The sequence below is a fragment of the Alphaproteobacteria bacterium genome (genome assembly GCA_039980135.1).
GTDB lineage: Bacteria > Pseudomonadota > Alphaproteobacteria > UBA6615 > UBA6615 > UBA8079.
In genome coordinates this window covers 152,413-175,113 of record JBDXCV010000002.1, presented here as the reverse complement: position 1 = coordinate 175,113, position 22,701 = coordinate 152,413, and the positions used below count along the sequence as shown (strand labels likewise).

The window sequence follows — 22,701 nt, the reverse complement described above, 5'->3', positions numbered from 1 at the left end:
GTCGATGTCCATCGTCAAACAGGTCGGAATTCTGGCCGTGATCGTCGCTCTCCTGGGCGGGGGTTACGCGGGCTGGCAGGCCTATTCCGCGAGCAACGCGGCGCCAAGTGGCAGCCCGCGAGGCGGCGGCGGTGGCCCGGCTGTCGAAACTGTGCGCGCGACGATCGCCGACCTCGAAACGACTGTCGAGGCGGTCGGCTCGACCCGGGCCCACCGGGCCGTCGAGATAACCCCCTCCGCGTCCGGACGTGTCACCGAGGTCAATGTCCAGGCCGGCAGGCGTGTCGATGCGAAGGATATTCTGCTTCGGCTCGACGACGACATCGAGCGCGCCAATCTGATCGAGGCCGAGGCGCAGCTGACCGAGGCCCGGAGCGCGCTGAAACGCGCGCGGGAATTGATGAAATCGAGCGCGACATCTCAGGCTGCCGTCGAGAAGCTGGAGGTCGCCCTGGCGACGGCGCAGGCCGAACGGGACCGCGCAGCCCGCAGGCTTCGCGACCGCATCGTGGTTGCGCCCTTCGACGGTGTTGTGGGTTTCACCAATATCGAGACCGGATCGCGGGTCGAGGCCGGGCAGAACATCGCCAGCCTGGACGACCTTTCCCTGATCGAGATTGATTTCTCGATCCCCGAAAACCTGTTCGGCCGCATCAAGACCGGTCAGCGGGTCCTCGCCGACGCAACGGCGTTCCCGGGCCGGGTTTTCGAGGGTCGGATCGAGCGCATCGACAGCAGGATCGATCCAGTCTCGAGAGCGTTTCGCGCGCGGGCTGTCGCGCCCAATCCAGACTACGAGTTGCCCGCCGGAATGTTCATGCACCTCGCCGTCGTCCTCGACAACCGCAAGGCGTTGACGGTGCCCGAGGAGGCGATCTTCATTGAAGGCAGCCAGCCTGCGGTGTTCGTGGTGCGCGACGGTGAACGCGGCACGATTGCCGAGCGCCGCGACATCACCATCGGGCAACGCGGCTTCGGCAATGTCGAGATCCTCGACGGGATATCGGACGGTGAAGAAGTAATTGTACGTGGGGTCCAGAAGGCGCGCGACGGCAGACCGGTTCGCCGCGCCAAACCAGCCGGTACGGGCAGAGTCTCCGGCTGATGTGCCCGCACATTTCGCAACCCGCTCCGCCACGGGCGCACCGCCCATCCCGGACCATCGAACGATGACGCTTTCGGATATTTCCATAAAACGCCCCGTCCTGGCGCTCGTCGCCAGCCTGCTGATCGTCGTGATGGGCGTCGGGTCCCTGCTCACGCTTCCCATCCGTGAGCTGCCGGATATCGATTCCGCCATCGTCACCGTCACGACGACTTATACGGGCGCCTCGCCTCAAATCGTCGATACAGACATCACCGAAATCGTGGAGAGCTCGATCGCCGGGGTGTCCGGTGTCAAGACCATCTCCTCCCAGAGCCGCCGCGGGCGGTCCCGGACGGTCATCGAGTTCGAAGTCGGCCGGAATATCGACGAAGCGGCAAACGACGTGCGCGACGCCGTGGGACGCATTCGCGGCAGTCTGCCCGACGGCGTCGACGAGCCAATCGTGATCAAGAACGACAGCGACGCCGATCCGGTCATGCGTCTGGCGGTCACCTCGGACCGACACTCGCCGGAAGAGATCACCGATTATGTCGAGCGGTTTGTGATCGACCGTCTCTCTACCCTCGACGGCGTGGCCTCCGTCGACTTGCGCGGCGAACGCCGTTTCGCCATCCGAATCTGGCTCGACCGACGTGCATTGGCGGCCCGCAACCTGACGGTCTCGGATGTCGAGGCCGCTATCCGGCGCAACAACGTGGAGTTGCCGGCCGGCGAAATCACGTCGAGCCAGCGCCTGCTCGACATTCGTCTCGATAGCCGTCTCACGACACCCGACCAGTTCCGCAATATCTCCATCAAGACCGTCGATGGGTATCCGGTTCGCATCGGCGATGTGGCCACGGTCGTCCGCGGGGTGGAGGACGACAACACGATCGTCCGTGCCAACGGGCAGCCCGCCATCGGGCTGCAGGTCATCCGGCAAAGCCAGGCCAATACGATGGCGATATCGAATGAGGTTCGGGCGGAAATCGTTGCCATGGAACCGACGATGCCCGAAGGGATGAGGATCATCGTCGGATCGGACGACGCACTGTTTATCTCTGCCTCCATCCGTGAGGTGCTGATCGCGCTCGGCATTTCCCTCACGCTGGTCGTGCTGGTGATCCTGTTGTTCCTACGTTCGTTCCGCGCCACGCTGGTCCCCGCGGTGACGATCCCCGTTGCTCTGATCGGCTGCCTCTCGATGGTCGCGGCATTCGGTTTCTCGATCAATGTGCTGACCCTGCTTGCGCTGTTGCTGGCGATCGGCCTCGTCGTGGATGACGCCATCGTGGTGCTGGAAAACATCCAGCGCCGGGTCGATGGCGGGGAGTCGCGGCTCATCGCCGCCGTGCTCGGAACCCGCCAGGTGACCTTCGCGGTGCTCGCGACTTCCGTGACCCTGATTGCCGTTTTCATTCCGATCTCGTTTCTGGGCGGACAGGTCGGTCGTCTGTTCAGCGAGTTCGGCATGGTGATGGCGGGTGCCGTGGTGATCTCGACCTTCGTCGCGCTCAGCCTGTGCCCGATGATCGCGTCACGCGTGGTCAAGGCCAGAGCCAACACACCAGCTGCCGGTGGCAGCGATACCGCGGCGACGGCCCCACGCCTTGCCCAGGTCTATCGCCGGGGCCTCGAAACCGCGCTCCGGCTGCCGCTGATCGTCATCGCGCTTTCTCTGCTGTTCGTCGTTGGCGCCGTGATTCTGTACCAGACGCTGCCACGCGAGCTTGCGCCATCCGAAGACCGGGGAGTCGCGTTCGTACCGATTACCGCCCCCCAGGGTGCAACCACCGCCTACACCAACGAGCAGGCAAGCGTGATCGAACGTGCCCTCCAGCCGCAGGTCGACAACGGCAACATCGTCACGGTCTATTCACTCGTCGGCTGGGGCAACCGGCCCTACCGCGCCTTCGTCGTCATGCGCCTGGCGCAGTGGGAAGACCGCGAGGCGAGCCAGGCCGATGTGGTCAATGCGATACAGCCGGCCGCGCGCGGCCTGGCCGGTGCGCGCGCCGGCGTTGCCAGCCCGGCCGGCCTTGGTCTGCGCGGCAACTCGACGCCACTTCGCATCGTCGTCGGCGGTCCCGATTTCGAGCTGGTCAAATTATGGGCCGCGGCGCTTCTCGAGCATGCGGAAACCAACGAACGTCTGGTCAATCCTCAGATCGACTATGAGGAAAATCAGCCGCAGCTCGACCTGCGCCTGGACCGGGCCAGCGCGAATGATTTGGGCATCCCCGCGGAACTTGTCGCCCAGACGCTTCAGACGATGTTCGCGTCCCGCGAAGTCACGCAATATATCGACCGTGGCCGCGAATATCCGGTGATCACCCAGGCGCAGCCGGAGGACCGCCGGACCCCGACAGATATTTCCAACATCTTCGTGCGGGCGGGTGATGGCACATCCCTGGTGCCTCTGAGTGCGCTGGTGGCGGCATCGGAAAGCGCTGCCGCACCGGAGCTACGCCGCACCGACCGGCTGCCCTCGATCACGATTTCCGCCGGGCTTGAGCCGGGTTATGCGCTCGGCGACGCCATTTCTTTCATGGAGGCCGGGGCGGCTGACATTCTCCCCGACAATGCACGGCTGGGTTATTCCGGCCAGTCGGCCGTCTTCAAGGACACGTCGAGCGATACGATGACCGTTTTCCTGATGGCGCTGGTGATCGTGTTTCTGGTCCTCGCGGCCCAGTTCGAGAGCTTCATCCACCCGCTCGTGATCATGCTGTCCGTGCCACTCGCGGTCGCGGGTGCGGTCTATGCACTGTTCGCCGCCGGCCTGTCCCTCAACGTCTATAGCCAAATCGGTATCGTGCTGCTGATCGGGTTGATGGCCAAGAACGGCATCTTGATCGTCGAGTTCGCAAACCAGTTGCGCGACGAGGGCATGAATGTTCGCGAGGCGGTTGTCGAAGCCGCCGTGCTGCGCGCCCGACCGATTTTCATGACGGTTATCTCGACCATACTCGGTGCCGTGCCGCTGGTGCTCGCATCGGGCGCGGGCGCCGAGAGCCGGATTGCGATTGGTTCCGTGATTGTCGGCGGACTGGGGCTGTCATTGATCCTGACCCTGTTCCTGACCCCGGTGCTGTACAACCTGATGGCGGGCTTCTCGAAACCGCGTGCGACCGTCGAAAGGGCGCTGGACGCTGAACTGGCCGGTCGCGTGCCCGTAAAAGGCGACTAGGCCGCCGCCATGCCTTCGAGCCGCTGACGGATCAACGCATCCGCGTCGGTCATGATCCGGTCGATCAGTTCCTTGCAGGTCGGGATGTCGTGAATCAGGCCGGCGACCATGCCGCACGACCAGGCGCCCGCGTCCATATCGCCGTCGAGCATGACCTTGGGATAGACCCCGGCGACCTCCGGCGCGATGTCGGTGAATTCGATATTCGCGCCGAGTTCCCGTTCCTTCTCCAGCAGGCGTTCGACAGCCGCGTTGGTGAGAACACGTTCGGTATTGCGCAGCGGCCGCATCACCAGGCGCGTGTCCAACTCGCTCGCGGCCACGATCGCCGCCTTCACATTGTCATGCACCGGCGCTTCCCTGGTCACGATGAAGCGCGTGCCCATGTTCATGCCATCCGCCCCCATGGCCAGCGCGGCGACCAGCGAACGCGCATCCGCCATGCCGCCCGAGGCGACGAAGGGGATTTCGAGCTCATCGGCGGCCCGGGGCAGCAGGATCATGTTGGGGATGTCGTCCTCGCCGGGATGGCCCCCGCATTCGAAACCGTCGACCGAAACGGCGTCACAGCCGATCTCCTGGGCCTTCAGGGAATGGCGGACGGTCGTGCATTTGTGGATCACGGTGATGCCGTTGTCCTTGAGGACCGGCAGCCACTTCGCGGGGTTGTTTCCGGCGGTCTCGACGATCTTGACCCCGCCGTCGATGACCGCCTGGATCAGACCGGGATAGTCCGGTTCGTCAACGATCGGCAGGAAGGTCAGGTTGACCCCGATGGGCTTGTCGGTCATGTCGCGGCAGCGCGCGATCTCGTTGGCGAGGTCCGGCGCCGTTTTCTGGGTCAGGCCCGTGATGATGCCCAGCCCGCCGGCATTCGAGACCGCGGCGGCGAGTTCCGCGAAACCCACATAGTGCATGCCGCCCTGGATGATCGGATGCTCGATTCCGAGCATTTCGGTGATACGTGTTTTCATGTCTGCCTCCCGGCGACGCGGCGTTCGTTTTCATATTCGGTGGAAAGACGGGGTTCGGAATCATGGGCGTGCATCGGCGCGCCGCAATCCGGACAGGTCATGCGCGGCGTCACGGTCGCGCCGCAATCCTTATGGGTGATTTCGACATGGGTGGTGTCACCCTCGAACCATTTGTCGCCCCACTGCTTGATCGCGATGATGATCGGCCAGAGATCACGCCCCATGGCCGTCAGGCGGTATTCATAACGCGGCGGGTGTTCGCTATAGGCCTCGCGGCGCAGAATGCCGGCGCCCTCCAGTCGCTTGAGGCGCTGGCTCAGGGTATGCGGCGAGGCGCCGGTCTGGCTCCGCAAATCATCAAACCGGCGACTGCCCAGGAACAGCTCGCGCAGTATCATCAAGGTCCACTCGTTGCCGAGCAGCTCGATGGTGCGGGCGTAGGTACAAACCTGGGAGGCGAGATCGGACCGGCTCATATCACTCACTTCAATTATTGAAGTGAGTGATACCGGCCTCGCCTCGGGTGGTCAACAGATCTGCCCGCGAACCACCACAAGGCGTAAGTCGCAAAAAGGCGTTTTCTACGCAGTCCTATCGCGCACTAAAGATTACGTTTTATCCATTTTTTACAGGTATTTAGTCAGCTTGTTCGGCCTTGCCTATACTATCTCTTTCTCCGCCGCCTGCTTACTTAGTGCTTACACATTTCGTCATTCGCGAGCCTCAACGATCAGGCCTGCACTTTGTCTCTGTCAGTATCGGCGTGATCAAATTCTAGCCTTAGTCGAACTTGGCCGATGAGAATTGTTGATTCCCAAAAATATGCACTATTTCACATATTGCCTCTGGACTTGTACGGTCATCCGGATGACTATCATCCCACCCGCGTTTTAGCGGTTGTACCGGACGGAACCTGCCCATGGGTCAGACAATTACCGAGAAAATTCTCAGCCGCGTGCTGGGACGCGCCGCGACACCCGGCGAGATCGTCTACCCGGAGGGCGATTGGGTTACCGTACATGACTGGTATATCGTGAATTTCGACCGTGCCCTACAAGATCTGGGCATCGACCGCGTCCACGATCCCGAGCACATGATCATGTCGACCTGCCACGAGCCAGTGGCAGTTAGTCCGCAAGCGGCATTGCGTCAGAAACAGGCGCGTGCCATCGCCAAGAAATACGGTATCCGGCACCACTTCGACACGTCAGAACCAGGCCACGGCCATATCCTCCCGGTCGAGAAGGGCTTCATCAAACCGGGCGGCTTCGTTCTTGCTTATGACCCACATGTGACGAATTTCGGTGCAGTTGGCTGTCTTGCGTTCGCCATGGCTTTTGAAATCAGCGAGGTCATCGCACTTGGCAATTGCTGGTGCCGAGTCCCGGAAACTGTCCGGGTGAACCTGACCGGATCGCTGCCCGACGGCATCGCGATTCGCGATATAGCACAACGCCTGATTGGCGATCTTGACCCCGACATTATCGACTACTCGGTGGTCGAGTATGGTGGACCAGCGCTCGCTGATCTCAGCATCGACCAGCGCATGATCCTCTGCAATACGCCGCTCGAAATCGGCGCCAAATCATCGGTCGTGGAGACCGATGCGGTGACATTCGACTATCTGCGCGACCGCGTTGAGGGCCCACTCAACGAGATGCGCAGCGACGACGATGCGAAGTTTCTTGCGAGCTACGATATTGACCTTGGCCTACTCGAACCGCAGGTCGCCGCCCCGCCCACGCCGGACAATGTGGTCGGCGTCTCTGCAGTCGCCGGCACGCCGATCGATCACGCATCAATCGGCAGTTGCGCTGGCGGAACACTGACAGATCTGCGTGATGCTGCCCGCTTGCTGAAGGGACGTCGAATTTCGGACCATGTCCGTCTGTTTATCACTCCCGGAACGCTGGAGATCGCCGCTCGCGCGTCGGCTGAAGGCCTGACAGAAATCTTCCTGAATTCAGGTGCGATGGTGACGGCACCTGGCTGCGGCACCTGCGCCGCCGGCCGCATCGGCCCGACAGCCGACGGCGAAGTGTCAATCAACACCGGCACGCGTAATGACTACGGCCGACTCGGCTCAGAGACTGCGGATATCTACCTTGCTTCCTCACTGACGGTTGCTGCGTCGGCCATCGCCGGAAAGATCGTCGATCCACGAGAGTTGCTTCAGTCATGAACTGGATTTACCGCGGACGCTGCTGGAAGGTCGGTGACAATATCGGCGTCGACGGCGATCTGATGCCGCTGCGTTTTGCCATGCAGCGTGAGACAGACCCCGATGTTTTGCGGCCCTATTTCATGGAAGGATACGACCCTGAAATGCAGAAGCAGGTCGCACCTGGAGACATCCTTGTCGCCGGCAAGCGTTTTGCCCAGGGCAACCCCCACATCCAGGGGCTGATCGGTATCCAGGCGAACGGACTTGGTCTGGTGGTCGAGTCGATCCCGCATAGCAGCTTTCGCATGGCAGTCAACGCGGGCCTGCCGTTCCTGCCGAGATGCCCGGGTGTGACAGCCGCTTGCGAGAACGGCGACAACCTTGAGGTCGATTTCGCGAGCGGCCTATTCCGAAATCTGACACACGAGACCGAGATTCAATACGATCCGCTTCCATCGAAACTGCTCGAAACAATCGCCCTCGGTGGCTGGAAACCGATGGTAGCTCGGCGAGTCGCGGAAGCCCGCGCCCGCCAGTGACACCCGATCAACAGCAAGCTTCGACATAGAGAAACACCATGAATGACACGGCGAAACAAACCGGTGGCTGCCAATGTGGCCATATCCGCTATGTCCTGACCGAATCGCCAAAGCAACTGATCGCATGCCACTGCACTGACTGTCAGCGCCAGTCTGGCAGCGCCTTTGGCCTCAGCCTGCAGGTCCCGACGGCTGGTTTTCAACTCACGGCCGGTGCGTTGAAGACAATCAGTCTTAAAGCGCCATCCGGCCGCAAAAAACTTTGTGCTTTTTGCCCGGAATGCGGCAGCCGAATATACAACCAGCCTGAAAAGCCCGGGGTCATCGCACTAAAACCAGGCACTCTCGACAACACGCAAGACTTGCAACCGGAGCGGCATCTCTGGGTCTCCAGCAAGCAGCGATGGGTCGACATTCCTGACGGCGCCGAAGTCAACGACACCCAACCCGGTTAGCCCCCGCAGGACGAACGTAAAATGATTCATGCCTACACATGGCCGACATCAAACGGCAAAAAGCTGCACATCATGCTGGCCGAATGCGATTTGGCCTATACGATCCAGCCCATCGACATCGGTGCCGGTGATCAACACCAGCCTGATTTCCTAGATATCTGCCCGAACGGCAAGATTCCGGCGATCGTCGACGATGACGGGCCGGATGGCGTACCGATATCGATTTTTGAGTCAGGTGCAATCCTGATCTATTTGGCAAACAAAAACGGAAGCCTACTGCCATCCGCCAGTGAGGACCCACGCGGCCACTACAATGTCTTGCAATGGCTAATGTTTCAGGTCGGCGGCGTGGGCCCCATGCTAGGTCAGAACCACCACTTCGACCACTATGCGCCAGAGAAGATTCCCTACGCTATTGACCGATATGTCAACGAGACTGCTCGGCTTTATGGCGTCATCGACCGCCGACTACGCGACTCGGCCTACCTCGCCGGGGACAACTACACGATCGCCGACATCGCAACATTCCCCTGGATGATCAACCACAAGGTTCAACGACAGAACCTCAACGATTTTCCCAATCTCAAGCGTTGGTACAACACAATCGCCAACCGGCCTGCGGTGCAGGAAGGACTTATGATCTTGAGCAACAAACAGCGCCGTGAACCGCTCACATCCGAACAACACGCGAACTATTTCGGCCAATCACCAACCCGCCATACGAAGTAGTCTGCTTTCTGTTAGGAACTATCGCCCGAAAACGAGGCCGGGAAGCCAAGTGGACAACACCGGCACAAAGGTGATCAGCATCAAAAAGGCTAACATACCGACGAAGAACGGCAAGACACCACGCACCACCTCAGTGACCGGCGCCTTTGAAATTGACGAGAGAACAAACAGGTTTAGCCCGATTGGCGGGGTCAACAGGCCTATCTCAAGGTTAACCGTAACGATGATCGCATAGTGGATCGGACTGATACCGAGCGCTTGCAGCAATGGCAGAACGAGCGGCACGGTGATCAGGATGATCGAAATGCCCTCAAGAAACGTGCCAAGGATCAGCATGATAACGTTCATGAACAGCAGAAACTGCCAAGCCTCGATTTCCTGATCGATAACCCAATCCACAAGAGTGTGCGGGGCGCCGGATTCAATAATCCAGTGGCCGAACAGCATTGCGCCCGCAACAATAATGATGATCGAGCCAGCTGATTTGACGCCGTCCGCCATAAATTCGAGGATCTGACCCGGTCGGCATTCCTTGTAGACCAAGACACTGAGGGCTATCGCCACGATCGCCGAAAGGCCGGCCGCCTCCGTCACGGTCACGAAACCGCCATAGATACCACCCAGCACAATGACCGGCAGCGTGAGCGCCGGCAATGCGTGCAAATTGACAGCGATGAACTCGTCACGCGACATCGGTTCGCCAGCCGGATAGTTCTTTCGGCGGGCGTATACGAGAACAATTACAACAAATAGCGCAACCTGAATCAGGCCCGGCACGACACCAGCAAGGAACAGCTGAGGCACTGATTCGTCGGCGACCAAGGCAAAAATAATCATGCCGAGGCTCGGCGGAATCAGAATGCCGAGAGTGCCCGACGCCCCGACAACACCGAGCGCAAAATGGCGTTCGTAGCGCGCCTGCATCATTGCCGGCACCAGCACCGTGCCCATAGCCATCGCCGTGGCGACTGAGGAGCCGCTGATCGCAGCAAAGATTGTGGTTGCGACAACGCAGACCAGGCCGAGACCGCCCTGCAGGCGACCAACCCAGGCGTTGGCAAAATCGACAAGCGCCCGTGCGACGCCGCCCTTGGCCATGAAGGTTGCCGCGATCACGAAAAACGGCACGGCAATCAGCGCCGCCGAATTGAGCCGATTGACAACGACCTGAGCCACGCCAATCAGCGGCTCGCCTTCGATCCAGAAGAGCAACAGCGAGGTCGCGCCAAGCACGAGGAAGATCGGCATCCCCGCAGCAAGTGCGCCGAAGAGCACGCCGAAAGCTGTAAGAAATGGCATCGAGGGGCTCCTTCAGCTCCAGCCTGCAACCGGGCCGCAGATCAGTCTGCAGATGGGAGGTGGTGAAATTCGTCGATTGGTGTAGGAGCGCCAAAATCACGTATCATCTGGAAGAGCCGAATAACGTAGCGCAATGCCATCAGAGCCATGGCGACCGGCAAGCAAGAAAAATAGAACGCCATCGGAATCTGCAGGGAAGTCTCGCTACGTTCACCAAATTCGATGGCAAACTGCACCACTTCGTACCCAAACCAAGCCATCGCCGTGCAGAAGACCACGCCGACAGTGCAATTGAAGATTTCAACTGCGCTAAGCCAGCGCGGTGTCAGGACGCGCAACACGAGGTCCACCCGAATATGCGCATTCTCACGCACCAGGATACCGCCCGTTAACAACATCGCCCAGACGATGAGAAAGATCGTCAACTCCTGGCCCCAGTCGACGGCCCATTCCGGCACAAATACCCGTGCCGCCATTTCGTACGCGATCAACAGCAGCCCCGCGGTTGCCAGTAGGGCCGCAACCAATGCTTCGATCTTTGACATGTTTGCCTCGCACTGCCACCGGTGCGGTTGCGCCTGAAAGCGCAACCGCACCGGCAAATATAGTCGCTGCGCTATTTGCTCATTTCGGCGTCGAGCGCAGCCTTCACGCGGGCCACATAGTCGGCATCCATCTTGCCTTTTTCGACGATCTCGTTCTGTACAGCGAGCAGCCGTGTGCGCATTGCGCTCAACTGCTCAGGTGTCGCCTGGACGACATTGATACCATTTCCTTCAAGCTGCTTACGCGCCCGACCCTGGTTGGCTTCGGTAAACTCGCGCATACCGTTGATCGTCTCTGCCCAGGCATCGATAACGGCCGCTTTCGTCGCTTCATCGAAATCGTCCCAGACCTTGCGACTAACCATCGGCACATATTGTGCGAACCATTGCTGGTCCTCGAAGGCATACTTGATGCCGGCGTCCCAGAGTTTGGCGCTCGCCACCGTCACGTGGGTCGTGAACAGCCCCTCCACAGTGCCTTGCGTCAGTGCCAGTGGCGTATCGGGCCAAGGCACGCCAACCGGCGCAGCGCCGAGCACCTGGTATCGACGGGTATTGGCGAAACCGCCAACAACGCGCAGCTTCAGACCTTTCAGATCGTCAAACGAACGGATGGGCGTGTTGACCGTGTATATGTTGGCGTAGCCATGGTCCAACTGAGGTCCGATGATCACGACCTTCATTTTGGATTCGATTTCTTTGACCAACTCATCGCCGAGTTCACCGTCCATCACCGCATGAATTTGATCTCGCGTTGCGCCGTAGAACATCGGTAGCTGCATGACACCAGCGTTCGACACGAACTTAACATTTTGCCACATGCCCGGGGCACCCATTTCAAGCGTGCCTTGCGCGAGTGCGCGCGGCACATCACCACCGCCAAACAGCTGGCCGGACTCGAAGAGTTCGACATCGAGTTGGTCCCCAGCTGTCTCGGACAACCGGTCAACAAACTGCCGAATTGCAATGTTTCGATGATGTGTGGGCGGAGTCTCGAGCGAGATACGAAATCTTTCGCCCGCAGACGCGCTCATGGTCGTCGCAACCGACGCAATCGCAACCGCTACGGTGGCAATCAAACTTAACTTCGGCAATTTTGAAATCGGCATAACGTATGACTCCCTTAGTATTGTTGTTTCGTTTGACCCGAATTGTCATCGTCGCGGCAGCACGCGCGCCTCACCGCAACAGCAGCGTCACAAGGTGTACCGAACACACCCCATTTCCTTATCCAGTAGTTCCAGCACCCCAGACAGTCATCCCACCGCCGATAGACAGATTACGGATACAGATTGTACTTGTACGGACAACCGGTCAAGTCATAACCTATGTTCCAAAGTCGATATAACCGCGACGCCGACGTTGCGCTGTCGATACTGTGCTGTTTCATCTAGACTATCTGGCAACTGGGCATCTCGGTGCCAGCCACGATCAGGCATAGGCCGCACACGTTGTCTGTCGGTCGCTGGTGTCCGGCCTGCCCTTCATGACCGCGGACAGCTGGATTTGTCCGATGCGCAATAAGAGAAAGTTCTGGCTGGCAATGTGCAAGGTGCCCCACAACCCGTTAATCGCAGAGCGGGGCCCTGCTATCGAACAGACGCATTCCGGAGGTATCGTATGAGCCTCGCGCCGGGTGCAGTGCGCGGCGCACCACGCTACGAGCAGGTCGCACGCCGGCTTGCCGAAGAGATCAGTGATGGCGTGTTCGCGCCAGGTGAATATCTGCCCGGCGAAACGGCAATTGGCCAGCGGTTCGGAGTCAGTCGGCACACTGTGCGAGAAGCGCTGCGCCGTCTGCAATCGCTTGGGCTGGTCGCGAGCCAGCAAGGCAAGGGCACGACCGTCTTAGCGCGCGAACCGACTGGTCTCTACCAGCAACAGTTCAGTTCGATCGACGATCTGCTGCAATACGCCGACAAGACAAGGTTGGTGGATGTGAGCCAACACACTCTCGAAATCGATCCGGAACTGGCGGTGACGATCGGCTGCACAGCCGGCCAGCGTTTCGTGAAAACCGAAGCTCTGCGGCTTACCGGTACCACGCAAACAGCGCAGCCACTTGCGTGGAACACGATCTATATCGCCGACATATATGCCGGCGCTGCCGCAGAAATCGGGAAATATCGTGGTTTCATCGGCAAGCTAATCGAGGAACGGTATGGTGAACGTATCATCGAGCTCCGTCAGGAGGTTCGGGCAATCGCGCTGGCCGATCACGAGGCACGTCGCCTTGACGCATCTCCAGGATCTCCGGCTCTCGAAATGCAACGCTGGTACATCGGCCAGGACGGCAAGCCATTCCAATACGTCATCGCCGTCCATCCGGCTGACCGGTATACCATCTCGACGCGTGTCCAAACGGCTGCACGCTAATCGACCATCGTAAACGCTGAACTTCCGAGAAACCCGGAAGTTCAGCGGGTTTCTCCGACAGTCTCAGGAGATACTAAGAAAAATATCGGCGATTTGAGGCGGGGGCGCGCTCAAATAGATCAGCCCTTCAGATCTAGAGCCACCTCTAAATATGCGAGCTTTGCCCTCCAACAATCGGGAGTGCCGCCGCATTCCAAACCTTCATCCGCGCGTACTTTGACATCTAACAAATGTCGGGAAGCGCACGAGATTCAACAGTACGTACCGAAAACATTGGTGCCCCCGGGGAGACTTGAACTCCCACTCCCTTGCGAGAAACAGATTTTGAGTCAGCTTCTACACGTCAGACGATGAACTTCTCGGGCAGCCGCTTGGGGTGATCTTCCATGAAGGTGATGCCGGACGCGTTCACCCCCAGATCGATCATCAGCTTGGCCAGCGCGATCGAGGACGAATAACCCTCGAGCACGGGCACTTCCCAACCCCGCTCCGCAAGCCCCTTCTCGATGAACGGCTTGAGCCAGAAGGTGCCGGAACAGCCAAGGGTAATCACCTCAGCGCCGTCTTCCATCAGCGCCTTTTCCGCCTGCTCGACCGCATTGTCGACCGCCAGGGATTTCTCGCCCGCCAGCGCCTTCTCGCGCTCGGCGCGCAGCTGGGGTCCGTCCTCTGCACCGGGGCGAGGCAGACGCATGCCGATGTTACGGATTGACGCACAGCGATTCTGCAGCTGGTGCTGATAGATCAGGTCGCGATAGTAGACATTGTGCACGCCGGCGATGTCGATCACCGAATATTTGTTGCCCAGGATCGTCGCCAGATACATCTGGGAATGGGCGTTGCCCGTGCACACGATCCCCGCCTTGCGGCACATCTCGCGCGCTTCGAGGAAGCCCGGCTCGCCGCCGCCGAGCAGCACGATGCCGTTATATTTGCCGGTCTCGATCGCAATGCGGATATTCTTGAGCCGCGCATCAGAGGCGTAGGCGAACTCCTCGCGGGTTTCCACCGGCCAGTCGCCATAGGTCGCCTCGGCGCCCGGGTGCAGGTCCCAGTCGATGCCGCCGAGATAGGGCAGCACCATGTCGGCATTCATCAGGCGCTCTTTCTTCGGCAGCTCACCGTCCAGATGCAGGGTCTGGTAGCCCCATTTCGTTTTGCTCGGGAGACGGAACGGCGGGATCAGCAGAAACTGGTACTTGGAAGGCGCGGCATTCGGGTCGGCGTCTTCGGTTCCGGTAAGGGTCTCAACGGCACTCATGGCGGCCTCCGTCATCCTTATTGTCATGGTCTCGTGCACATATTAGTCTTATATAAGACCTAATACCCCGCTCCCGCAAGTCAAGAATAGCGACCGGCAGCAAAAAGGGCGGGCTCGGCGCCCGCCCTCCTCGTCGTTCGATTGACGAAATCCGTCAGCCGCCGAACGCCGCCGCGTGGTCACGGGCAAAATCCGCCGGCGTGCGCGGCGCGTGGCCGGCCAGGGTCTCGATCAAATCGTTGCCATAGCTCGCCATGTCGCCATTCGCGGCGATTCCCATCAGGGTGCTCTGATGATCGACCAGCCAGTCGGGCATGCCGCGCTCCTTCATGGCGCCAATCGCGCCCTCCATGGGTACCTGGACGAAGGTGATCTCCTTGCCGATCACAGATCCGATGGCGGAGACGGCCTCCGCCGGGCTGACATCCGAGCCGGACAGTTCATAGACCTTGCCGGCATGGCCGTCGGTGGTGAGGATTCCCGCCGCCGCGTCCGCGGTGTCGCGCACGTCGATCATCCCGAGTCCCACATCGGCGGGCAGCGGCATCATCACCTTGCCCATGGCCTTGATCGCCTCGGCCATGTTCAGGAAGTTCTGCATGAAGAAGCCGGGGCGCAGGAACGTCCAGTCGAGACCGCTGGTCTTGATCGCTTCCTCGATCTCCCAATGGCCGCGGCCGATCTTGGCCGGCGTGTCTTCCTTGATGATGAAGCTGCCGCCGGACAGCTTGACGATGTGGGTCGCACCCACGGACTTGGCCGCATTCACGGCGTTCATCTGCTGCGCGACCATCACCGGGCTATGGCCCGACAGCAGAAAGACCTTGTCGCAGCCCGCGAGGCCCGTCTCGAGGCTCGCCGCATCGGCGAGGTCGGCCTGCACCAGCGCGACATCGTCGCCGAGTTTCTCGGCCGCCGCGGCCGGATCACGCACGAGGCAGCGGAAGTCCGCGCCCTTTTCCTTGAGGGCCGCGACAAGCGCGCGGCCGGTGGAGCCTGTGGCCCCGATGACACCGATCATGATTTCTGTCCCCTGTTCAATGGTTCGAATGCCCGAACGTCAGACAAGCTGCCTTACGACCATACGCTGACGTATGGAAGGTGATCTGGTTCACATCCCCGTGGGATCAAGCACACAAGTCGCACACTTGTTCGCTATGCGAACCACGCCAGCAGAACAGACACAGTGATCAGCGACCCCGCGGTGCCAATCACCAGAGTTGACGCGGCACGCGCCACATACACGCCGTAGGACTGGGCAATCAGGAACACCATCAACCCACCCGGCAGCGCGGCGGTGATGGTTACGACTGTTAGCTCCAGGTCCGACAGGTCGAACAGGGTGCGCGCGACCACGAACACGACCAGCGGGTGCAATATCAGCTTGGCCACGGCCATGGTCGCCGCCTGCGGGATGTTGCCCGCCACCTTGAACCCGGCCAGCACCGCCCCCAGCGCGAACAACGCGGTGGGGATGGTGGCATCCGCGAGCATGTCGATGATCGTCGAGACGGGCCCCGGCAGCCCCAGACCGAAAACGGACCAGACGAAACCCACGGCGATCGAAATGATCACCGGGTTGGTGATGATCGAACGCCCGGCGAGCCGCGCCGTCCCGCGCCAGCCGACCGCACCGGCTTTGCCCAGATCATGCAGGGTAAAAAAGATCGTCGAGAAGACCAGCGAGTGGAAGGTGATGATGACCATCAGGGGCACCAGCCCCGCCTCGCCGTAGGCGGCGAAAATGATCGGGATGCCCAGCAGGGAGGTGTTGGCAAACATCGTGCCCATGGCAAACGACGCCCGCTCCCCGTCGCGCAGCCCGAACACGCCGCGCCCGAACAGCATGGCCGCCCCCAGCATCGCAAACGAGCCGAGATAATAGGCGTAGGCCACGTCCATGTTCAGATGCTCGAGCGGCTCGGCGCGCAAAATGGTGCGGAACAGCAGCGCCGGGACGGCGACATACAACACGAAATTGTTGAGCCCGTTGACCGCGCTCTCGGGGAAGAAACGCGACTTCCCGCCGATCACCCCGAGGGCGATCAGTCCGAAGATGGGCAGCACAATGGCGAAGACGGTGTTCATACCGAAGAGCGTGACTTTCGAGCAGGCCTCAATCAAGGCCGGGCCCGCGCAAGAGTGTTGAGTGGAACCCCAGGACTACTGCAAACTGACCGAGAACGCTTCCGACATTTTCATAAGCACGCGGGAAATACGCATGGACCTTCGAAGCCGGATTCGCCAATTCGCGCTCAGCGCCGGCATCCTCGTGCTGGCCGGATGCAACACGGATGGTGTTTCACCCGGACAGGTGGTCCGCAACGCGGACAGCGGCGACAAGGTCGATTTGCGTGCACTCAAGGCGGGTATCTGGATATCCACCCGAAAACAGCAGTGCCGCGTCTGGATACCGGGCGACACCAGCAGCAGCGGCACGAACGCCGAATGGGCTGGCGCGTGCGCCACCAGATCGGACGGGACCCGGATAGTATCGGGGCCAGGCAGCCTTGTTTGGACACATGACGGGCGGCTGCGCGGCATATTCGAAGGGCGCATGGTCGACGGCAAACGGGAAGGCGACGCCACGGTCGAGTATTTCGATATCAGCGGCCAAGTTGCCGGCACCTACAAAGGTTCATTCCATGACGGAGAACGGCACGGTCACGGGGTGACGGAGACAATTCGACCGCGCATCGCGGCGAGCCGATACGAAGGCGCGTTCGCCGATGGCCTGCGCGAAGGCCATGGGAAACTGGCGCTGACATATCATGTCACCCCCGAGGGCATTCTGCAGCGCCCCGGCATAACCTACACGGGCGCGTTCAGGGCAAATCGGCCGCATGGGGCCGGCATCATGGCGTTTCCGAGCGGCGACCGGATTGAAGGTGACTTCGAAAGCGGCGCTCCCGTCGGCAATGTCTTGTACATCTGGAAGAACGGCGACCGGTTCGTCGGGCCGACCAGGGCCGGCAAGCCCCACGGCGAAGGAACCTTCACGCCGGAAGGCGGGCCGGCAGAAAGCGCAACTTTCAGCGACGGGGCGCGCGCAGGCTGACCTAGCCGCCCAGCTTTTCCTGCAGCAGCTGGTTGACCATCTGCGGGTTCGCCTTGCCCTGGGTCGCCTTCATCACCTGGCCGGTGAACCAGCCTGCGACCTTGGTGTTGCCGCCCCGATACTCGTCGGCCTGGGCGGGGTTGTCGGCGATAATCTGATCGACGATGGCTGAGATCTCGCCCGAGTCCGAAATCTGCTTGAGGCCCTTGGCTTCGACGATGTCCGCCGCATCGTTGCCGCTGTCGAACATCTCATCGAACACATCCTTGGCGATCTTTCCGGAAATGGTCCCGTCGGCGATCAGGTCGAGCAGCCCGCCGAGCTGGCTGGCCGAGACCGGGCTGTCGGCGATCTCCAGATCATCGGCGTTCAGGCGCCGAAAGAAATCTCCCGAGATCCAGTTGGCGGCGATCTTTGGGTCGCGCCTGGCACCATCCGGATCGACCACGGCTTCATAGAATTCCGCCGTCTCCCGCTCGGCGACGAGTACACCAGCATCATAGGCATTCAGGCCGAACTCCGAGGCGAACCGCGCCGCCTTGGCGTCGGGCAGCTCGGGCAGGCTCGCCTTGATCTCGTCCACGAACGACTGCTCGATCACGACCGGCAGCAAATCCGGGTCGGGGAAGTAACGATAGTCATGGGCCTCTTCCTTGGAACGCATCGAGCGCGTCTCGCCCCGGTCGGCGTCGAACAGGCGCGTCTCCTGATCGATCTCGCCGCCTTCTTCGAGGATCTCGACCTGGCGCCGCGCCTCGTAATCCACGGCCTCGCGCACGGACCGCAGCGAATTGACGTTCTTGATCTCGCAGCGCGTGCCGAGGTCTTCGCCCGGCCGGCGCACCGAGACATTCACGTCGGCGCGCATGGAGCCTTCCTGCATATTGCCGTCGCACGTGCCCAGATAACGCAGGATCGAGCGCAGCTTCGCCAGATAGGCTGCCGCCTCCTCGCCGGAACGGATGTCGGGCTTGGAGACGATCTCCATCAGCGCCACACCGGAGCGGTTCAGATCGATATAGGTCTGGGTCGGGTGGCGATCATGGATCGACTTGCCCGCATCCTGCTCCAGGTGAATGCGCACGATGCCCACCTCGAAGCTCTCGCCGTCTTCCAGATCAACGGACACGCGCCCCTCCCCCACGATCGGATCGGAAAACTGGCTGATCTGATAGCCCTGGGGCAAATCGGCGTAGAAGTAATTCTTACGATCGAACACCGAACGCAGGTTGATCGCAGCCTCGAGGCCCAGCCCTGTGCGCACCGCCTGGCGGACGGCGGCGATGTTGAGCACCGGCAGCATGCCCGGCATCGCCGCATCGACGAGGCTCACATGGCTGTTGGGCTCACCGCCGAATTCGGTGGACGCGCCGGAGAAGAGCTTGGATTCAGAAATCACCTGGGCATGGACCTCCATGCCGATGACGATCTCCCACGGCCCGGTCTCGCCCTCGATCAGGTCGTCGGAGTTGTGGCCGACCCGGGACGTGAAATGCGCCACCAGATGTTCGGGGATGTTTTCGTCGGCGGTGTCGGTCGCGTCGCTCATATCGTTTCTCAGTCTAACTCACGGACGCGCGTCGAAGGCTGCGGCACTCTCGAGCACGCCGGCGGCCCGAAACAGCGTCTCTTCGCCGAATGCGGGCGCGATCAAATGCAGCCCCAGCGGCAGCCCGTCACCCGACAGACCGGCCGGGACCGAAATCGCCGGCAACCCCGCCATCGAGGCCGGGACGGTGAAGATATCGTTCAGATACATGGCGATCGGGTCATCCATCTTCTCGCCGATGGCGAACGCCGCACTCGGCGTGGTCGGGGTGAGGATTACATCGCAGTTGCTCCAGGCGGCGCGGAAATCATCAGCGATACGCGTGCGCACCCGCTGCGCCTTCAGGTAATAGGCATCGTAGTAGCCGGCCGAGAGCACATAGGTCCCGATCATCACCCGGCGCTGCACCTCCGCGCCGAAGCCTTCGGCGCGGGTCCGCTCATAGGTGTCGGCGAGATCTTCCCCCGCGATCCGTAGCCCGTAGCGCACGCCGTCATAGCGGGCCAGATTCGAGGACGCTTCGGCCGGTGCGACGATGTAATAAGCCGGCAGCGCATATTTCGTGTGGGGCAGCGAGATGTCGACGATGTCTGCGCCCGCGTCGCGCAGCCAGTCGATGCCCTGCTGCCAGAGCGCTTCGATCTCGGGCGGGGTGCCATCCATCCGGTACTCGGCAGGCACGCCGACCCGGAGCCCCCGGATATCGCCCGTCAGCGCCGCGGCGAAGTCGGGCACCGGCTGGTCCACGCTGGTCGAATCCTTCGGGTCAAAGCTCGCCATGGCCGTCAGCATGAGTGCGGAATCCTCGACCGTGTGGGTCAGCGGTCCCGCCTGATCGAGCGAACTGGCAAACGCGATCACGCCCCAGCGCGAGCAGCGCCCGTAGGTCGGCTTCATGCCGACGATGCCGCAGAACGCACCCGGCTGGCGGATCGAGCCGCCCGTGTCGGTGCCGGTCGCGCCCGCCGCGATCCGTGCGGCAACCGCCGCTGCCGAGCCGCCCGACGAACCGCCGGGCACCAAATCCTTGCCCGCCGCGTCGCCGCTGGCGGCCTTCCATGGATTGATCACCGGCCCGTAATGGCTGGTAACGTTGGCCGAGCCCATGGCGAACTCGTCCATGTTCACCTTGCCGAGCATGACCGCACCCGCATCCCAGAGGTTCCGGGTGACGGTCGATTCGTAGCGTGGCTCGAACCCGTCGAGGATGTGGCTGCCCGCCGTGGACAGCACGCACTCTGTGCAGAACAGATCCTTGATCGCCAGCGGGATACCGTCCAGCGGCCCCGCCACACCACCCTTGGCACGGCGCGCGTCCGATGCGTCGGCCATCGCCTGCGCCCGCTCCGGGGTCTCGGCGGTGTAGGCGTTGAGCGCGCGCGCATCTTCCATCGCGGCCAGATACGCATCGGTCAGCTCGCGGGCGGTGAAGTCACCCTTGTCGAGGCCCGCGCCCGCGGCGGCAATCGTCAGGTCGGTCAACGCGCTCATTACTCGACCACCTTCGGTACGGTAAAGAACCCGTCCGCCGGGTCCGGCGCGTTGGCCAGCACGTCCTCCTGAATATCGCCGTCATTCATCTCGTCGGCGCGCAGGCGCTGGACCATCTCGACCACGCTGGTCATGGGATCGACACCGTCCGTGTCGACCTCGTCGAGCTGTTCGATCCAGCCGAGGATGTTGTTGAGCTCGTCGGCAAGCGGCGCCAGCGCCGCGTCTTCGACGTGGATGCGGGCGAGCCGCGCAATGCGACGAACGGTGTCGGTATCGAGCGCCATGAAAGACCGGAGGGTTAAAGTTCGGAAACGGCGCGGAAGCTATCACCGCGACGGAAACGCGGCAATCCTGTCAGGCAACGATTTTCCGACCGAACAGGTCACCAGCGGGATCGGCGGTTTTCGGATTATCCAAGCGATGCAATGGGATCGGATCCACTTCGGCGTCATTCGCGTTGTCGGGCCTGATAACGGGCAAGGAGACCGTGACCAGCGTGCCTTCATGCTCGACACTCTCGATGCCGAGACTGCCGCCGAGCAGTTTCACGACCCGGTCGGCGATCGTCAGCCCCAGACCTGCACCGTCGGCTTCACGGGACAGGCCGCTCCAGTTCGTCTGGAAGGGCAGGCGCGCTTGCTCTATCTGGGTTTTGGTCATGCCCGCACCGGTATCGCGGATTTTTACCGACACGAACCCGTCACGGTTGGAATCGAGCGTGACATCCACCGTACCGCCCGCCGGTGTGAAGCGCGCCGCATTCGAAAGCAAATTCTCGAACACCTCACACAGCTTCTGCGCGTCGCCATGAACGGCTTTCCGATGTCCGTCGTGTTGAACCGTCAAGGTAACAAGCCCCGTATCGAAGGCCGGCTGAACCGCCTTTGCGGCGGCATCGACAATATCGGGCAGGCACAAAATCTCGCGATCGAGTTCGAACTCGCCGAGCTCAAGGGCCGTGATATCCAGAATGGAGGACACCACCCGGGTCATGTGCAGGCCGCTGTCATGGACCGCGTCAGCCCACCCAACCGCTTCTTCATCGGACCGGTTGCGGCTGTAGTCCGAGATCAGCTGGGAGAACCCGACGATGGCGTTCAGGGGCGTGCGCAGCTCGTGACTCATCAGCGACAGGAATTCGGACTTCGCCCGGTCCGACGCCTCGCTCTGGGCGGCACGCGCTGCGAACATCGCCGCCTGCCGATCCCGCCGGACAACCGTCGCATGGCCGAATGTGACCAGCGCCACCATGAGAATATAAAGCGCCACGAGCGGAATACCGACTTCCATTCTGGTTTCCCGCTGAGCTGCAATGATCGGTGCGACGAGGCCCGTCACATCCGACCGCAGCTCGAGCACACTTTCCGTTGCGACCAAATGGGGAGTCAGCACATTCAGGCGAAGCATGGTCGAGAGATGATCAAACTCGGTCGAACCGTGCGAATGAGGGGAGTTTTCATGAAGATGGCCCTCGGGACCAACATGTATAAGCTCGCTGTATGTACCGTCCTGCATCACCTCGCGAAAGCACTCACAGGCCGAGATGTCCTGGCCCAACTGACTCTGATCAAGCGAGAACAGGGTGATGCCGGCTTTGTCGTAGAGTCTGACGTCCACGACATTCGTGTCACGTATGCTCGCTTCGATGAGCGGCGTCAGACCCGAACGCCGCAGCCCGATGGGCAATAACTCCGGCGCATCGCCGATATCGAAGGCAAGCAGATAAGAGATCGGCTCTGCATGAGCATTCGCAAGCGTCCGTGCGATGCCCGCATTCTGAACCTCCGTGGCCCGAACAAGCGCATTTGTCGCTGTGTCCTGTTCTGCGCGTAGGACCAGAAAACCGACGGCCAGAAACACCGGCGCGGCGATCAGCGCGAAGCCGACCGGAATACCGAAGCGGCCCAGCCGAACAAAGCCGGTCAGGCTGTGTGACAAGAATAGGTCAGGCAACGTCCTCAGGGACCGCATAACGGCAGAT

20 protein-coding genes are annotated in these 22,701 nt (G+C 61.2%); 8 read left to right on the top strand and 12 right to left on the bottom strand.

The annotated features are described in order from the left end of the window. Positions 1-4 precede the first annotated feature (4 nt). Both ABJ363_01785 and ABJ363_01780 read left to right on the top strand, forming a co-directional pair. Entirely contained in the window at positions 5-1,105 is a 1,101-nt protein-coding gene (locus ABJ363_01785) for an efflux RND transporter periplasmic adaptor subunit (GenBank protein ID MEP4377706.1), read from the top strand. 64 nt (positions 1,106-1,169) lie between these two features. Then, positions 1,170-4,277 carry an efflux RND transporter permease subunit gene (locus ABJ363_01780; protein ID MEP4377705.1) on the top strand — a complete coding sequence of 1,036 codons (3,108 nt, stop codon included), beginning with the start codon at positions 1,170-1,172 and terminating at the stop codon, positions 4,275-4,277. Here ABJ363_01780 and ABJ363_01775 read toward each other — a convergent pair. Both ABJ363_01775 and ABJ363_01770 read right to left on the bottom strand, forming a co-directional pair. Further along, a complete protein-coding gene (locus ABJ363_01775; GenBank protein MEP4377704.1) occupies positions 4,274-5,251 on the bottom strand; it encodes a nitronate monooxygenase family protein in 978 nt (325 codons plus the stop codon). The genes ABJ363_01780 and ABJ363_01775 overlap by 4 nt on opposite strands. Beyond that, entirely contained in the window at positions 5,248-5,727 is a 480-nt protein-coding gene (locus ABJ363_01770) for a winged helix-turn-helix transcriptional regulator (protein ID MEP4377703.1), read from the bottom strand. Before ABJ363_01770 ends, ABJ363_01775 begins: the two co-directional genes overlap by 4 nt. Before the next feature lie 443 nt (positions 5,728-6,170). Between ABJ363_01770 and ABJ363_01765 the strand changes: the two genes are divergently transcribed. The 4 genes from ABJ363_01765 to ABJ363_01750 are packed head-to-tail and all read left to right on the top strand — an operon-like array spanning position 6,171 to position 9,138. Further along, positions 6,171-7,433 (top strand): aconitase family protein, encoded by a 1,263-nt coding sequence (locus ABJ363_01765; GenBank protein MEP4377702.1) that lies wholly within the window; start codon positions 6,171-6,173, stop codon positions 7,431-7,433. After that, positions 7,430-7,954: a 3-isopropylmalate dehydratase gene (locus ABJ363_01760; GenBank protein ID MEP4377701.1), complete on the top strand. Its 525-nt coding sequence runs from the start codon at positions 7,430-7,432 to the stop codon at positions 7,952-7,954. The genes ABJ363_01765 and ABJ363_01760 overlap by 4 nt, the downstream gene beginning before the upstream one ends. A 38-nt stretch (positions 7,955-7,992) precedes the next feature. Next, a complete protein-coding gene (locus ABJ363_01755; GenBank protein MEP4377700.1) occupies positions 7,993-8,409 on the top strand; it encodes a GFA family protein in 417 nt (138 codons plus the stop codon). A gap of 21 nt (positions 8,410-8,430) precedes the next feature. After that, positions 8,431-9,138 carry a glutathione S-transferase family protein gene (locus tag ABJ363_01750; protein MEP4377699.1) on the top strand — a complete coding sequence of 236 codons (708 nt, stop codon included), beginning with the start codon at positions 8,431-8,433 and terminating at the stop codon, positions 9,136-9,138. Positions 9,139-9,156: 18 nt separating this feature from the next. Here the strand turns inward: ABJ363_01750 and ABJ363_01745 are convergent, their stop codons facing one another. From ABJ363_01745 to dctP, 3 genes are all read right to left on the bottom strand, one after another. After that, complete coding sequence (locus tag ABJ363_01745; protein ID MEP4377698.1) at positions 9,157-10,437, bottom strand: TRAP transporter large permease; 1,281 nt, start codon at positions 10,435-10,437, stop codon at positions 9,157-9,159. A 41-nt stretch (positions 10,438-10,478) separates the two neighbouring features. Beyond that, positions 10,479-10,982 (bottom strand): TRAP transporter small permease, encoded by a 504-nt coding sequence (locus ABJ363_01740; GenBank protein ID MEP4377697.1) that lies wholly within the window; start codon positions 10,980-10,982, stop codon positions 10,479-10,481. Positions 10,983-11,053: 71 nt separating this feature from the next. Beyond that, positions 11,054-12,091: a TRAP transporter substrate-binding protein DctP gene (dctP, locus tag ABJ363_01735; protein ID MEP4377696.1), complete on the bottom strand. Its 1,038-nt coding sequence runs from the start codon at positions 12,089-12,091 to the stop codon at positions 11,054-11,056. 511 nt (positions 12,092-12,602) lie between these two features. Here dctP and ABJ363_01730 point away from each other — a divergent pair. Next, on the top strand, positions 12,603-13,358 hold the full coding sequence (locus ABJ363_01730; protein MEP4377695.1) for a GntR family transcriptional regulator: 756 nt from the start codon (positions 12,603-12,605) through the stop codon (positions 13,356-13,358). 343 nt (positions 13,359-13,701) lie between these two features. Here the strand turns inward: ABJ363_01730 and ABJ363_01725 are convergent, their stop codons facing one another. The 3 genes from ABJ363_01725 to ABJ363_01715 all read right to left on the bottom strand — a co-directional run bounded on the left by ABJ363_01725 (position 13,702) and on the right by ABJ363_01715 (position 16,707). Then, positions 13,702-14,619, bottom strand: coding sequence for a hypothetical protein (locus ABJ363_01725; protein MEP4377694.1), 918 nt, complete (start codon positions 14,617-14,619; stop codon positions 13,702-13,704). 154 nt (positions 14,620-14,773) lie between these two features. Further along, positions 14,774-15,640, bottom strand: coding sequence for an SDR family oxidoreductase (locus ABJ363_01720; protein MEP4377693.1), 867 nt, complete (start codon positions 15,638-15,640; stop codon positions 14,774-14,776). A 134-nt stretch (positions 15,641-15,774) separates the two neighbouring features. Next, a complete protein-coding gene (locus ABJ363_01715; protein MEP4377692.1) occupies positions 15,775-16,707 on the bottom strand; it encodes an AEC family transporter in 933 nt (310 codons plus the stop codon). Positions 16,708-16,840: 133 nt separating this feature from the next. Here ABJ363_01715 and ABJ363_01710 point away from each other — a divergent pair, with 133 nt between their 5' ends. Continuing rightward, a complete protein-coding gene (locus tag ABJ363_01710) occupies positions 16,841-17,677 on the top strand; it encodes a hypothetical protein (protein MEP4377691.1) in 837 nt (278 codons plus the stop codon). 1 nt (position 17,678) lies between these two features. Here ABJ363_01710 and gatB read toward each other — a convergent pair whose 3' ends face one another. From gatB to ABJ363_01690, 4 genes are all read right to left on the bottom strand, one after another. Further along, on the bottom strand, positions 17,679-19,226 hold the full coding sequence (gene gatB / locus ABJ363_01705) for an Asp-tRNA(Asn)/Glu-tRNA(Gln) amidotransferase subunit GatB (GenBank protein MEP4377690.1): 1,548 nt from the start codon (positions 19,224-19,226) through the stop codon (positions 17,679-17,681). Between the two features lie 18 nt (positions 19,227-19,244). After that, positions 19,245-20,717 (bottom strand): Asp-tRNA(Asn)/Glu-tRNA(Gln) amidotransferase subunit GatA, encoded by a 1,473-nt coding sequence (gene gatA / locus ABJ363_01700; GenBank protein MEP4377689.1) that lies wholly within the window; start codon positions 20,715-20,717, stop codon positions 19,245-19,247. Continuing rightward, on the bottom strand, positions 20,717-21,004 hold the full coding sequence (gatC, locus tag ABJ363_01695) for an Asp-tRNA(Asn)/Glu-tRNA(Gln) amidotransferase subunit GatC (GenBank protein MEP4377688.1): 288 nt from the start codon (positions 21,002-21,004) through the stop codon (positions 20,717-20,719). The genes gatA and gatC overlap by 1 nt, the downstream gene beginning before the upstream one ends. Positions 21,005-21,074: 70 nt before the next feature. After that, positions 21,075-22,658, bottom strand: a complete 1,584-nt coding sequence (locus ABJ363_01690; GenBank protein ID MEP4377687.1) for a HAMP domain-containing sensor histidine kinase — start codon at positions 22,656-22,658, stop codon at positions 21,075-21,077. Positions 22,659-22,701 lie beyond the last annotated feature (43 nt).

Bases quoted from the DNA above. Each gene is read 5' to 3' on its own strand.
- ABJ363_01785 (MEP4377706.1), top strand. From the start codon at position 5: ATGTCCATCGTCAAACAGGTCGGAATTCTGGCCGTGATCGTCGCTCTC.
- ABJ363_01780 (MEP4377705.1), top strand. From the start codon at position 1,170: ATGACGCTTTCGGATATTTCCATAAAACGCCCCGTCCTGGCGCTCGTC.
- ABJ363_01775 (MEP4377704.1), bottom strand. From the start codon at position 5,251: ATGAAAACACGTATCACCGAAATGCTCGGAATCGAGCATCCGATCATC.
- ABJ363_01770 (MEP4377703.1), bottom strand. From the start codon at position 5,727: ATGAGCCGGTCCGATCTCGCCTCCCAGGTTTGTACCTACGCCCGCACC.
- ABJ363_01765 (MEP4377702.1), top strand. From the start codon at position 6,171: ATGGGTCAGACAATTACCGAGAAAATTCTCAGCCGCGTGCTGGGACGC.
- ABJ363_01760 (MEP4377701.1), top strand. From the start codon at position 7,430: ATGAACTGGATTTACCGCGGACGCTGCTGGAAGGTCGGTGACAATATC.
- ABJ363_01755 (MEP4377700.1), top strand. From the start codon at position 7,993: ATGAATGACACGGCGAAACAAACCGGTGGCTGCCAATGTGGCCATATC.
- ABJ363_01750 (MEP4377699.1), top strand. From the start codon at position 8,431: ATGATTCATGCCTACACATGGCCGACATCAAACGGCAAAAAGCTGCAC.
- ABJ363_01745 (MEP4377698.1), bottom strand. From the start codon at position 10,437: ATGCCATTTCTTACAGCTTTCGGCGTGCTCTTCGGCGCACTTGCTGCG.
- ABJ363_01740 (MEP4377697.1), bottom strand. From the start codon at position 10,982: ATGTCAAAGATCGAAGCATTGGTTGCGGCCCTACTGGCAACCGCGGGG.
- dctP (MEP4377696.1), bottom strand. From the start codon at position 12,091: ATGCCGATTTCAAAATTGCCGAAGTTAAGTTTGATTGCCACCGTAGCG.
- ABJ363_01730 (MEP4377695.1), top strand. From the start codon at position 12,603: ATGAGCCTCGCGCCGGGTGCAGTGCGCGGCGCACCACGCTACGAGCAG.
- ABJ363_01725 (MEP4377694.1), bottom strand. From the start codon at position 14,619: ATGAGTGCCGTTGAGACCCTTACCGGAACCGAAGACGCCGACCCGAAT.
- ABJ363_01720 (MEP4377693.1), bottom strand. From the start codon at position 15,640: ATGATCGGTGTCATCGGGGCCACAGGCTCCACCGGCCGCGCGCTTGTC.
- ABJ363_01715 (MEP4377692.1), bottom strand. From the start codon at position 16,707: ATGAACACCGTCTTCGCCATTGTGCTGCCCATCTTCGGACTGATCGCC.
- ABJ363_01710 (MEP4377691.1), top strand. From the start codon at position 16,841: ATGGACCTTCGAAGCCGGATTCGCCAATTCGCGCTCAGCGCCGGCATC.
- gatB (MEP4377690.1), bottom strand. From the start codon at position 19,226: ATGAGCGACGCGACCGACACCGCCGACGAAAACATCCCCGAACATCTG.
- gatA (MEP4377689.1), bottom strand. From the start codon at position 20,717: ATGAGCGCGTTGACCGACCTGACGATTGCCGCCGCGGGCGCGGGCCTC.
- gatC (MEP4377688.1), bottom strand. From the start codon at position 21,004: ATGGCGCTCGATACCGACACCGTTCGTCGCATTGCGCGGCTCGCCCGC.